This window comes from Flavobacterium cyclinae (assembly GCF_021172145.1).
GTDB lineage: Bacteria > Bacteroidota > Bacteroidia > Flavobacteriales > Flavobacteriaceae > Flavobacterium > Flavobacterium cyclinae.
This window is the reverse complement of record NZ_CP089095.1, coordinates 1,067,970-1,081,012: the sequence shown is the minus strand read 5'-3', so window position 1 is coordinate 1,081,012 and position 13,043 is coordinate 1,067,970. Positions and strand designations below refer to the sequence as shown.

Annotated in this window: 13 protein-coding genes; 9 read left to right on the top strand and 4 right to left on the bottom strand. The window is 31.9% G+C overall.

Annotation, left to right across the window (positions count from 1 at the left end):
• Window positions 1-54: 54 nt before the first annotated feature.
• Complete coding sequence (locus LOS86_RS05140) at window positions 55-309, bottom strand: DUF4834 domain-containing protein (RefSeq protein WP_231843553.1); 255 nt, start codon at window positions 307-309, stop codon at window positions 55-57.
• Window positions 310-416: 107 nt separating this feature from the next.
• On the opposite strand from LOS86_RS05140, the gene LOS86_RS05135 reads away from it, so the two are divergent.
• Window positions 417-1,385, top strand: coding sequence for a transporter (locus LOS86_RS05135; protein ID WP_231843552.1), 969 nt, complete (start codon window positions 417-419; stop codon window positions 1,383-1,385).
• 1 nt (window position 1,386) lies between these two features.
• A complete protein-coding gene (locus LOS86_RS05130; RefSeq protein WP_231843551.1) occupies window positions 1,387-2,508 on the top strand; it encodes a GNAT family protein in 1,122 nt (373 codons plus the stop codon).
• A 50-nt stretch (window positions 2,509-2,558) separates the two neighbouring features.
• On the opposite strand, the gene capB is transcribed toward LOS86_RS05130, so the two are convergent.
• The gene (gene capB / locus LOS86_RS05125) at window positions 2,559-3,818 is read right to left on the bottom strand and encodes a cysteate-C-fatty acyltransferase (RefSeq protein ID WP_231843550.1); all 1,260 of its coding nucleotides are present in this window, start codon (window positions 3,816-3,818) and stop codon (window positions 2,559-2,561) included.
• A gap of 247 nt (window positions 3,819-4,065) precedes the next feature.
• Here capB and LOS86_RS05120 point away from each other — a divergent pair, with 247 nt between their 5' ends.
• On the top strand, window positions 4,066-4,647 hold the full coding sequence (locus tag LOS86_RS05120) for a non-canonical purine NTP diphosphatase (RefSeq protein ID WP_231843549.1): 582 nt from the start codon (window positions 4,066-4,068) through the stop codon (window positions 4,645-4,647).
• Here the strand turns inward: LOS86_RS05120 and LOS86_RS05115 are convergent.
• Complete coding sequence (locus LOS86_RS05115) at window positions 4,616-5,230, bottom strand: trimeric intracellular cation channel family protein (RefSeq protein WP_231843548.1); 615 nt, start codon at window positions 5,228-5,230, stop codon at window positions 4,616-4,618. The two genes, LOS86_RS05120 and LOS86_RS05115, sit on opposite strands and share 32 nt — an antisense overlap.
• A gap of 183 nt (window positions 5,231-5,413) precedes the next feature.
• Here LOS86_RS05115 and LOS86_RS05110 point away from each other — a divergent pair, with 183 nt between their 5' ends.
• The 3 genes from LOS86_RS05110 (at window position 5,414) to LOS86_RS05100 (ending at window position 9,433) form a co-directional block, all read left to right on the top strand.
• Complete coding sequence (locus LOS86_RS05110) at window positions 5,414-7,282, top strand: DEAD/DEAH box helicase (protein ID WP_231843547.1); 1,869 nt, start codon at window positions 5,414-5,416, stop codon at window positions 7,280-7,282.
• Window positions 7,283-7,368: 86 nt separating this feature from the next.
• On the top strand, window positions 7,369-8,145 hold the full coding sequence (locus tag LOS86_RS05105) for a carboxypeptidase-like regulatory domain-containing protein (RefSeq protein WP_231843546.1): 777 nt from the start codon (window positions 7,369-7,371) through the stop codon (window positions 8,143-8,145).
• A 76-nt stretch (window positions 8,146-8,221) separates the two neighbouring features.
• Complete coding sequence (locus LOS86_RS05100) at window positions 8,222-9,433, top strand: cation:proton antiporter domain-containing protein (RefSeq protein WP_231843545.1); 1,212 nt, start codon at window positions 8,222-8,224, stop codon at window positions 9,431-9,433.
• Here the strand turns inward: LOS86_RS05100 and LOS86_RS05095 are convergent.
• On the bottom strand, window positions 9,430-10,092 hold the full coding sequence (locus LOS86_RS05095; RefSeq protein ID WP_231843544.1) for a TrmH family RNA methyltransferase: 663 nt from the start codon (window positions 10,090-10,092) through the stop codon (window positions 9,430-9,432). The two genes, LOS86_RS05100 and LOS86_RS05095, sit on opposite strands and share 4 nt — an antisense overlap.
• 42 nt (window positions 10,093-10,134) lie before the next feature.
• On the opposite strand from LOS86_RS05095, the gene LOS86_RS05090 reads away from it, so the two are divergent.
• The 3 genes from LOS86_RS05090 (at window position 10,135) to LOS86_RS05080 (ending at window position 13,037) form a co-directional block, all read left to right on the top strand.
• Complete coding sequence (locus tag LOS86_RS05090) at window positions 10,135-10,824, top strand: SIR2 family NAD-dependent protein deacylase (RefSeq protein ID WP_231843543.1); 690 nt, start codon at window positions 10,135-10,137, stop codon at window positions 10,822-10,824.
• A 74-nt stretch (window positions 10,825-10,898) separates the two neighbouring features.
• Window positions 10,899-12,242: an adenylosuccinate lyase gene (purB, locus tag LOS86_RS05085; protein ID WP_231843542.1), complete on the top strand. Its 1,344-nt coding sequence runs from the start codon at window positions 10,899-10,901 to the stop codon at window positions 12,240-12,242.
• A gap of 15 nt (window positions 12,243-12,257) precedes the next feature.
• On the top strand, window positions 12,258-13,037 hold the full coding sequence (locus LOS86_RS05080) for a polysaccharide deacetylase family protein (protein ID WP_231843541.1): 780 nt from the start codon (window positions 12,258-12,260) through the stop codon (window positions 13,035-13,037).
• Window positions 13,038-13,043: the final 6 nt, after the last annotated feature.

Genomic DNA, 13,043 nt, shown 5'->3' with positions numbered 1-13,043 from the left:
TAAAAAAAGGATATTGTAATAATATCCTTTAAGGTAATGTTGCGAAACTAAGAATTATTTTACTTCTTCATAATCGATGTATTCTCCTACTTCCTTTTTAGGTTTTGGGGTTGATTTAGTCGATTGAGAAGCATTGTTATATTGTTCTTGTTGTTGTCTGTATTGTTCTTGCATTTTTTCTTGCATCTTATTTACTGCCTTTTGCATTAAAATAGGAGCAAAAATTCGCATTAAAAACTTAAACAAATAGTAAAACAGTATGATGTAAAAAAGCATTTTTACAAAACCTGTAAGAGAAGCCATTTCCATTGGTAAACATTTTAAAATTCAAAAATACAGATATTGGTTGGTAAAACTTCAAAATTGTTTCATAAAATTATGATAAAATAACTATTTTTGGAGATAAATCTATTTTTATGAAATCAATTCAAGCACTTTTAGTTTTACTTTTTGGAATTAGTTCTCAAATTTCATTTGGACAATTTACCGATGAAATCAATTCCAATCGTCCTGGAAAATCGATGATGGCATTTGCTGTTGGTAAAACAATTATTCAAACTGAAACTGGAGTAACCTATGTTTCAGAAGACCACAATTTATTAGATTATCAAGCTAAAGGTTTTATGGGTGAATTAGCAATTCGATATGGTGTTTGGAAAGAAGAATTAGAAATCATTGGCGAAATTCAATATCAAAATGACAAACTTACTTCAGGAAGCTATGAAGAAAGCCGAAATGGGTTTAAACAGCTTACTTTAGGAGCTAAATATTTAATCTACGATCCTTTTAAAAACTTTGAAGACAAGCCTAATTTGTACAGTTGGAAAGCCAATCATAGCTTCAAATGGAGACAATTTATTCCGGCTTTTGCTATGTATGCTGGGGCTAATTTTAAAGTTGGAGATAATCCATTTAGTTATGCTCCTTCAGATATAATTGAGCCATCATTTAGTCCAAAAGTAACAGCGATCGCTCAAAATCACTTTGGCGGAAGATGGGTTTTAGTTACCAACTTAACTTATGATAAAATAGGAACTGATTTTGCTACCATCAATTACATTTTAACTTTAACTAGAGGATTTAACGCACAATGGTCGGGATTTATTGAAAATCAAGGTTATATGGGTGATTATTATAGTGACGGTGTTATGAGAATTGGAGCCGCTTTTTTGTTTGACAAACACATGCAAGTAGATGCATCCATTGGAAAAAATTTAAAAGACACACCTGGCTTATTTAATGCAGGAATTGGATTTTCTTGGCGATTTGCTGATCAATATGAAGAAGTAAAAATTGCAAAACCAGGAACTGAAACCAAAATGGATAAAAAAGTAAAAAAGAAAGCAGAAAAAGAAGCGAAGAAAAGAAAAGATGCAGTTGAATAAAATGATAACAATTAAAGAAGCACTTACCAAAAAAGAAATGAAAGATTACGTTATGTTTTCTTTCGAATTATACAAAAACAATCCAAACTGGATTCCGCCAATTATAGCGGAAGAATTAGAAACTTTTGACAAAACAAAAAACCCTGCACTTCAAACAGCCGAAGCACATTTTTATCTAGCATATAAAGACGGTAAAATTGTTGGTAAAGTAGCTGCTATTATCAATTGGGAAGAAGTTAATATCTTACACAAAAGAAAAACTCGTTTTGGTTGGTTTGATGTTATTGATGACATCGAAGTTACCAAAGCACTATTAAACAAAGTAGAAGAATTAGGACGTAAACACAATATGGATCATATTGAAGGTCCAATGGGATTCTCAAATCTTGATAAAGTTGGAATATTAAGTGAAGGGTTTGACCAATTAGGCAATATGATTACTTGGTACAGTCAACCTTATTACATTACCCATTTAGAGCAACTTGGCTACATAAAAGAGAAAGAATATATTGAAAGTGATTTTTCATTTAAAGGAATCAATCCAGAACCTTTTCAAAAAGCAAGCCAACTTATAAAAAAACGTTATGAGTTACGATGTTTGAACTTTACAAAAACAAAAGACATTATGCCTTATGTGGACAAAATGTTTGATTTGTTTAATGAGACCTATTCAAAACTACAATCTTTTGTTCCTATAAACGACATTCAAAAAGCCTATTTTAAAAAGAAATATATTGGTTTCATTAATCCCGAATTTATTAAATTCATTGTTGATAAAAATGATACTATGATTGCTTTTGCTATTGTAATGCCAGGATTTGCAAATGCTCTAAAAAAAGCAAATGGTAAACTTTTCCCTTTTGGATTTTATCATTTATTACAAGCGCGCAAACATTCAAAAGAAATTGTTTTTTATCTAATTGGAGTTCATCCTGATTACCAAAGTAAGGGAGTAACAGCTCTTATTTTTGATGAATATTATAAAGTTTGCGAAGCCAAAGGTATTGAAACTTGCATTAGAACACCTGAATTAGAAGAAAACCATGCTATACATAATTTATGGAAGCATTTTAATTCAAAAATTAACAAAAGAAGAAGAACCTATAAAAAGGATCTTACATAAAAAAAGGGATTCAAATTGAATCCCTTTTTTGTTTAATTATTTTTTATGTATTATTCTACATTTTGAACATTTGCTTCAGCAATTTGTTTGTAAGTTCCATTTACTAATTTTTCACGAATAGCTTCAAAAGCAGCTAATGTTTCGCTAATATCTTGCATTGTGTGAGAAGCTGTTGGAATCATTCTTAATAAAATAATACCTTTTGGAATTACCGGATATACAACGATAGACAAGAAAATACCGTAGTTTTCTCTTAAATCGTTCACCATTACCATAGCTTCTGGAATTGAACCTTCTAAGTAAACAGGAGTAATACAAGTATTGGTATCACCAATGTTGAAACCTCTTTCTTTCAATCCATTTTGTAACGCATTTACATTCTCCCATAATTTATCTTTAATTTCAGAAGAATTACGTAAAAGCTCTAAACGTTTTAATGACCCAATAGTTTGAATCATTGGTAACGCTTTTGCAAACATTTGCGAACGTAAGTTGTATTTTAAATAATCAATTACATCTTTATCAGCTGCTACGAATGCTCCAATATTTGCCATCGATTTAGCAAAAGTTGAGAAATACACATCAATTCCGTCTTGACAACCTTGCTCTTCTCCTGCTCCTGCTCCTGTTTTACCTAATGTACCAAAACCATGAGCATCGTCAACTAATAATCGGAAATTATATTTTTCTTTTAAGGCAACAATTTCTTTCAATTTACCTTGTTGACCACGCATTCCAAATACACCTTCCGTAATGAATAAAATCCCTCCTCCAGTTTCTTCTGCCATTTTAGTAGCTCTCTGAAGGTTTTTCTCCATACTTTCTAAATCATTGTGTTTGTATGTAAAACGTTTTCCCATGTGTAAACGAACACCATCAATGATACATGCATGTGAATCAACATCATAAACAATAATATCATTTTTTGAAACCAAAGCATCAATAATAGACACCATTCCTTGGTAACCAAAGTTTAATAAATAAGCAGATTCTTTCATTACAAAAGCTGCTAATTCTTTCTCTAATTGTTCGTGATAATTTGTATGACCACTCATCATACGAGCTCCCATTGGATAAGCAGCTCCATATTGTTTTGCAGCTTCTTCGTCTGCTTTTCTTACTTCAGGATGATTTGCTAATCCTAAATAATCATTGATACTCCAGTTCAAAATCTTTTTTCCATGAAACATCATTCTTGGACCTAACTCTCCCTCTAATTTAGGAAAAACATAATATCCTTCTGCTTGTGAAGCCCATTTTCCTAACGGACCTTTATTGTTTTGAATTCTTTCGAATAAATCTTTTACCATGATATATAATAGGTGTTTAAAACGCGACAAAAGTATAAAGAAAAAAGTTTTTATTATAAATTTTAAGGCTAAAAAAATTACCAACCAAAATAAAATTTCAAAAAAGCTTGGTAAATCGATAAATGCGATTACCTTTGCACCTGAACGCACAGCAATGTGGTTACACGTTCACTTAAAAAGTCGGGGGCTCCACCTCGACTTTTTTACTTTTTATACATTTCCTATCTTTGTTATTTAATTCTGTTATATGAAACTTGTATTTGCATCCAACAACAAAAATAAAATTCAAGAAATTCAAGCTTTAGTTCCAAATTCTATTCAAATACTTAGTTTAGAAGAAATTGGATGCACCGAAGATATCCCAGAAACTGCTGAAACTATTGAAGGAAATGCAATATTAAAAGCTAATTACGTTACCGAGAAATATGGTTTTGATTGTTTTGCTGATGATACAGGTTTAGAAGTAGATGCTTTGAATGGCGCTCCTGGAGTTTATTCGGCTCGATATGCAGGCGAACAAAAAGATGCCAACGATAATATGGATAAACTTTTAGATGAATTAAAAGGAAAATCAAATCGAAAAGCCAATTTTAAAACAGTGATTGCTCTAAATCTTAATGGTAAACAAAATTTATTTACGGGTATTATTGACGGAAAAATTATAGAGGAAAAAATCGGAACCAATGGTTTTGGCTACGATCCTATTTTCGTTGCTGACGGATTTGATAAAACCTTTGCTGAATTAACAATGCAAGAAAAATCAACCATTAGCCACAGAGGAATTGCCGTAAAAGAACTTATTCTTTTTTTACAAAAACAGAACCAATAGGCAAACTCCAATTGTATTTAAAAGCTATTAATCGAAAGGTGATAATAAAAATTGCAACTATCAGCGATATTAAGTCATCTGATATTTTCAACTGTTGTAATAAGAAGAATAAAATTCCACCTGCAATACAAAGCGTAGCATAAATTTCCTTTCGGAACAAAACCGGAATTTCATTACACAAAATATCGCGAATTACTCCACCAAAAGTAGCTGTTAATGTTCCTAAAATTACACAAATTACTGGACTTAATCCAAATTCAATTCCTTTTTCTAAACCAATTAAAGTAAAAACCCCTAATCCAATGGTGTCAAACAACAACATGGAGATTCGCAAACGCTCTAAATACCGATTGAATATTATAGAAAGTAGAAAACCTAAAGTAATTATGAAAACATAATCAATATCTAACATCCAACCAACCGGCGTTCTTCCTATCATGACATCCCGAACTGTTCCGCCTCCTAAAGCAGTTACAAAAGCAATACAATATACCCCAAATAAGTCTAACTTTTTGTACATAGCAGTCAAAGCACCCGAAATAGCAAATACTAGAGTTCCCGTAACATCTAAAAGTTCAAACATCTTGTATCTTTTCTTACAAATTTACTTCATTTTGAACATTTTTTTTATTCGATTTAACCAATAAAACATTTTTTATAAATTATGTGAAAAATATCAAAAATGTAATTAATTGAAAATCAATTAATAACAAATTAGTTTATCTGATTTATAAAGCGTACCTTTGCACCCAATTTAAAATATTTTATGAATAAATTTGAACAATTAGGATTGAATGAGTCGCTACTGCTGGCGATTAAAGATCTAGGATTTGAAAATCCGTCAGAAGTGCAAGAAAAAGCGATTCCAGTACTATTGGAACAAAACACAGACTTAGTAGCCTTAGCGCAAACAGGAACAGGAAAAACCGCAGCTTTTGGTTTTCCTCTAATTCAAAAAATTGATGCTGAAAACAGAAATACACAGGCATTAATTTTATCGCCAACGCGTGAGTTATGCTTACAAATCACCAACGAAATTAAATTGTACTCTAAGTACATTAAAGGTTTACATACCGTAGCTGTTTATGGTGGTGCAAGCATTACAGAACAAGCTAGAGAAGTAAAACGTGGAGCTCAAATTATTGTAGCTACACCAGGTAGAATGCAAGACATGATTAACAGAGGTCTTGTAAACATTAAAAATATCGATTTTTGTATCTTAGATGAGGCAGATGAGATGTTAAATATGGGATTCTACGAAGATATTTGTTCCATTTTATCGGACACACCAGACGAGAAAAACACTTGGTTATTCTCTGCAACTATGCCACAAGAAGTTGCGCGTATTGCTAAACAATTTATGTCTAATCCTGAAGAAATTACAGTTGGACATAAAAATTCAGGTTCGGCTACTGTTTCTCACGAATATTACGTGGTAAACGCAAGAGACCGTTACGAAGCTTTAAAACGTTTAGCAGATGCTAATCCAGACATTTTTTCTGTGGTTTTCTGTAGAACAAAACGTGATACACAAGCAGTTGCTGAAAAATTAATCGAAGATGGTTATAATGCTGCAGCTTTACATGGTGATTTATCGCAAGCACAACGTGATGGCGTAATGAAATCATTTAGAGGTCGTCAAATTCAAATGCTAGTTGCAACAGACGTTGCGGCTCGTGGAATTGACGTTGATAATGTTACTCACGTAGTAAATTATCAATTACCAGATGAAATTGAAACGTACAACCACCGTTCAGGAAGAACAGGAAGAGCTGGAAAATTAGGAACTTCAATTGTAATCGTTACGAAAAGTGAATTGAGAAAAATTCACTCTATTGAACGTATCATCAAACAAAAATTTGAAGAAAAAACGATTCCTTCAGGAATTGAAATCTGCGAAATTCAGTTATTACACTTAGCAAACAAAATTCACGATACAGAAGTTGATCACGAAATTGACAACTACTTACCGGCTATTTATGAAGTTTTCCAAGATTTATCTAAAGAAGAATTGATTAAAAGAATGGTTTCTGTAGAATTCAATAGATTCTTAAACTACTACAAAAAGAAACGCGATATTGCTTCTGAAAAAAGTGAAAGAAGTTCTGAACCAAGAGAAATTAGAGCGGGTGATCCAGTTCGTTATTTCATCAATATTGGTGCAAGAGATGATTTCGATTGGATGCAATTGAAAGACTTCTTAAAAGAAACTTTAGAATTAGGTCGTGATGATGTATTTAAAGTAGACGTAAAAGAAGGTTTCTCTTTCTTTAATACCGATGGCGAACATACTGAAAAAGTAATGGAAACTTTAAACGGGTATGATTTAAACGGTAGAAGAATTAACGTTGAGATTTCTAAAAACGATGGCGGTAGTAATTCAAGACGCGACCATAATGGAAGAAATTCAGGTGGAGGAAGACGTGATGGTGGATTTAGAGGCGAAAGAAGTGGTTCTGCACCAAGAAGAGATGGCGGAAGAGATGGCGGTTTCAGAAGTGATAGAAATTCATCGAGAAAAGAAGGTGGTTTTAGAGGCGAAAGAAGCGGATCTTCATCAAGAAGAGAAGGCGCTCCAAGACGTGCTGAAAGTGCTGGAGATTCATCAAGACCAAGAAGACCAAGAAGAAGTTAATTTTTTTAGTTAATTTTCTTATAAATTTATAGAAAACTACAAAATATCCCCTTTTGATTTGTATTTTTGAATCAATATTTTAAAGGATGAGATCTTTTGTAGTTTTTCTTTTTCTAATTATTTCAAATTTGGGTTGGTCTCAAACTGACTCACTAGTAACTATATTAAAAGGTACGGTGATTCAGAATGACACCAAACTTCCTTTGAGTAACGTACACGTAATTAATACCACACGTGTTAAAGGTACAGTTACTAGTCCAAGTGGAACATTTGAAATTGAAGGAAAAGTAAATGATACAATCCTTTTTTCATACTTAAGCTATGAAACGGTTAAAGTAAAAGTAACCAATGACTGGGTGAAACAAAATCCTACTAAAATTTATCTTACTGAAAAAGCGTATGTTTTAGACGAAGTTGTTGTTGCTAAATACAATTTAACCGGTTATGTTGAAGTAGATACTAGATTAATTCCGGTTGCGGATGATTCTTACAGATATAGTATTTCTGGGCTTCCAGCAGGTTATGAAAGTGGCACCTATAAACCCGGTGCTATTTCTAAACTTCTTGGGTCTATTTCTAATCCGGCAGACTTTTTATATAATATCTTTGGTAAAAGGCCTAATGAAATGAAAAAGCTAAAAGAAATGAAAAAAGATGATACAGTAAGGAATCTTTTGGCTACCAAATTTGACAGAGAAACGCTAGCAGCCTTATTAGAGATTAACAAAGATGATATTCCGTTAATTCTTCAGAATTGCAATTATTCAGAATATTTTATTCAAACGGCAAATGATTTACAAATTATGGACGCTATAAGTTCGTGCTATGAAGAATATAAAATTTTGAAAAAAAACAGGAAATAATTAATCTAAATTTGTTCTATATTTGACATCGATTGTTAGCTTAAAAATTTACTAACTATTCTAACGCCAAATTATTTTGATAATTACACTTTGCGTTTTATTACTTTTAGCTTATGCCTTTGATTTTAGTTCATCAAAGACAAAGATTCCTTCTGTAATTTTATTGTTAATTCTTGGTTTTTCTGTAAAGCAATTACTAAATATTTTTCACATAACACTTCCCGACCTTACTCCTGTGCTTCCGGTATTAGGAACAATTGGATTAATTTTAATCGTATTGGAAGGTTCCTTAGAGTTAGAACTTAATAAAAGTAAACTAGCATTTGTTGGTAAAACTTCATTAATTGCTTTTTTACCTATACTGATTTTCAGCTTTGGACTTGCTTATGCATTTTACTACTATGGAGCTCCTTCTACAACATACAAAATGGCATTGTCTAACGCCATTCCATTTGCAATAATTAGTAGCGCAATTGCTATACCTAGTGTTCATAATTTAACCTCTAAAAGTAGAGAATTTGTCACTTACGAAAGTAGTATGTCAGATATTTTTGGAGTTATCTTTTTTAATTTTGTAACCTTAAATGCAGTAATTAATACCGAACGATTTGTGAATTTATTTTTTCAAATTCTAATCATATTGGTTATCACGTTTATTGCCACAATCGGATTGGCTTTTTTATTGAGCAAAATTAAACATCATATTAAATTTGCTCCAATTATTTTGATGGTGGTTTTAATTTATGAAATATCTAAAGTTTATCACTTACCTGCCTTAATTTTCATTTTATTATTTGGACTCTTTTTAGGAAATTTAGATGAATTAAAACGCTATAAATTTATTGAACGTTTACAACCTGCAATTTTAAATAAAGAAGTAAGAAGATTCAAAGAATTAACTTATGAAATTGTATTCCTAATTCGATCTTTATTTTTTTTATTATTTGGTTATTTACTAGAAACTAGCGAATTACTAAATTCTAAGACAATCATTTGGGCTTTATTAATAGTCGCTTCTATTTTTGTAATTCGATTTATATTTTTAAAAATATTTAAAATTCCGGTAAATCCATTGGTTTTTATTGCACCAAGAGGATTGATTACTATTTTATTGTTTTTAACTATTCCATTAAGTCAAAAAGAAGCTTTGGCAAATAAATCACTAATCATACAAGTAATAATCATAATGGCATTAGTTATGATGTTTGGATTAATGTTCAATAGTAAAAAGCAAGAAGAAGATCAACTAAATGCCAAAAAAAATGCGGCAACTAGTATTGAAGATTAAATTGTTTCGTAAAATTTTCTTTCGATAAAATCAATATCTTTTATTGATTTACGTGTCCAATCTAACCTCTTTTCTAAAATTTCATCCTCCGTTAATTGCCAATTGATATTTGACTGTCGTAATCGATTTGTGATGTCTTGAATAATGATAGCTGCAGAAACCGAAATATTCAAACTTTCAGTATACCCCACCATAGGAATTTTAATAAATCCATCTGCTTGATTCATTACTTCTTCTGAAAGTCCGTTTTTTTCTGTACCAAAAAATATTGCTGATCGCTTTGAAATATCAAATTCATGCAACAAACAAGAATCATTATGAGGAGTTGTAGCAATAATTTGATACCCTTCTGCCCTTTTAGCGTCGATACAACTTTGAATGGTATTAAATCGATTAACATCTACCCATTTTTGAGCCCCCATTGCAATTTCAGAATCAATTCGTTTTCCAAATTTTTGTTCAATTACATTCAATTCTTGCACACCAAAAACCTCACAACTACGCATTACTGCACTTGTGTTGTGTAATTGATATACATCTTCCATTGCTATGGTAAAATGTTTGGTCCTGTTTTTTAATACCCTTAAAAATCCTTCTTTTCTATTATCTGTAAGAAAATCTTCTAAATAATTTAAAAGTTCAAATTTGTTAAAACTCATCTTTTTGCTTAAATTTACTACAAAGAAAAAGAAAAATTGACGATGAAAAAAATTGTAGTATTAACAGGCGCCGGAATTAGTGCCGAAAGTGGCATAAAAACGTTTCGTGATGCAGATGGATTGTGGGAAGGTCATGACATCATGGAAGTGGCTTCCCCAATAGGCTGGAAGAAAAATCCTGAATTAGTCCTAGACTTTTACAACAAACGAAGAGCCCAACTTTTAACTGTCAAACCCAACAAAGCTCATGAAATCTTATCTGAATTAGAAGAACATTTTGACATTCACATTATTACTCAAAACGTTGACGATTTACACGAAAGAGCAGGAAGTAACAAAGTAACCCATTTACATGGTGAATTATTAAAAGTGCGAAGTATTACAAATGAAAATTTTGTAATCGATTGGAAACACGATTTAATACTAGGAGATTATGATTTAGAAGGTAATCAATTGCGACCACACATTGTTTGGTTTGGTGAAGATGTCCCAATGATTGAACACGCTATTGATATTGTAGAAACTGCAGATATTCTAATTATTATTGGAACTTCGTTACAAGTATATCCGGCTGCTGGATTGATGAATTATGTCGACATAAATGTTCCGGTGTATTATATCGATCCGAATCCAGCCACGATTTATGATCTACCAAATGAATTGAAAGTCTTGCCTTTAACCGCCGTCGAAGGAATGAAAGTTGTGAAAGAGGAACTTTTAAATTTAAAGTAAAAAACTCGAAACTAATTACTGATAACTAATCACTAATTACTAAATTTGCACTTCTTTAAACAACACACAACAAAATGCAATTAACAGAATTAAACGCTATTTCGCCAATAGACGGTCGTTATAGAAGCAAAACCGTTTCATTATCTCCTTATTTTTCAGAGGAAGCTTTAATAAAATACCGAGTATTAGTAGAAATCGAGTATTTCATTGCTTTGCGCGAAGCTGATGTACCTCAACTTGCTAAAATTGACAAATCGATTTATGATTCATTAAGAGCGATTTACAACAACTTTTCTACTGAAGATGCACTTTGGATTAAAGAAACCGAAAAAACAACGAATCACGATGTTAAAGCGGTAGAATATTTCATCAAATCAAAATTCGATGGTTTAGGATTACAAGAATATAAAGAATTTATCCATTTCGGATTGACTTCTCAAGATATCAACAATACTGCGATTCCGCTTTCAACTAAAGAAGCATTTGAAAATGTATATTTACCAAGTTTAGTTAGCGTAATTGCAAAATTGAAAGAATTAGCAATGGAATGGCAAGACGTTCCAATGTTAGCCCGAACACACGGTCAACCAGCCTCTCCTACTCGTTTAGGAAAAGAAATTTTAGTTTTCGTAGAACGTTTAGAAGAGCAAATGCGTTTGTTATTCAATGTTCCGTTTGCAGCTAAATTTGGTGGTGCTACCGGAAATTACAACGCACACAAAGTAGCGTATCCAAATACTGATTGGAAAAAATTTGGAACTGATTTTGTTGAAAATAGTTTAGGTTTACACCTTTCTTTTCCAACGACGCAAATTGAACATTACGACCATTTTGCGGCATTTTTCGATGCATTAAAACGCATCAACACGATTTTAATCGATTTAGACAGAGATATTTGGACTTATGTTTCAATGGATTATTTCAAACAAAAAATCAAAGCAGGCGAAATTGGGTCTTCGGCAATGCCACATAAAGTAAATCCAATCGATTTTGAAAATTCAGAAGGAAATTTAGGAATTGCTAATGCTATTTTCGAACATCTTGCAGCAAAATTACCCGTTTCAAGATTGCAACGTGATTTAACTGATAGTACGGTTTTACGTAATATTGGCGTACCAATGGGACACACCTTAATCGCTTTTGAAGCTACTTTAAAAGGATTAAACAAATTGTTATTAAACGAAGACAAATTCGCAGAAGATTTAGAGAAAAACTGGGCAGTAGTTGCAGAAGCAATTCAAACAATCTTAAGAAGAGAAGGCTATCCAAATCCGTATGAAGCTTTAAAAGACTTAACCAGAACCAATACTGTAATTAACAAAGAAGCAATTCATAATTTCATTGGAACATTAAACGTATCTGAGGAAGTAAGAGCAGAATTAATGCAAATTACACCGAGTAATTATTTAGGGATTTAATTCCTATTTTAAAATATGCCAAAACCTATCAGTATAAAATTAATTTTCATTAGTTTACTGATAGGTTTGTTCTTTTATTCTTGTTCGTCTTCCAAAACTCCAACTACAAATTCAAAAGCAGGAGTAGTCATTACCTTTGACGATTACTTCGTAAACGAATGGAAAGAAGCGGATGTTCAACTCGCAAAATACAATTGGAAAGCGACTTTTTGCGTGAGTAATTTTGAAAAACTTACTGATACTGATATCTCAAACCTAAAAGAACTTCAAAATAGAGGACATGAAATTGCAGGTCACGGATTTCGTCATCTCAATGCAAAAGAATTCACTAAGAAAAACAACAAACAACAATACTTAATAGTTGAAATTTTTACATTAATCGAGGCTTTTAAAAAAGAAGGCATTGAAATAAAATCCTTCGCTTATCCTTTTGGAGCTAAAACACAAACATTAGATTACGAACTTAAAAAACACTTCGAAATTGTAAGAGGAACTGCAAATGGTGGCAAAAAGGTAGCCGATAACGCCAATTTCTATAACGGAACTCGATTAGCATACGGAATTGGAATTGATAGTAACTACGAGCATTTTAGTTTAAACTACTTAACTAAAGTTTTAAATTACGCAAAAAAACACAATAAAATAGTCGTTTTCTACGGTCATAAACCTGTCAATAAAGCCACAAATGAGTATGAAGTAGATCTGAAAACATTAGAAATGATTTGTCAATTTGTGGTTTCAAACCAAATGAAATTTTACACACTACAAGAACTCAATTCGTTAAAAAAACAATAAAAATAG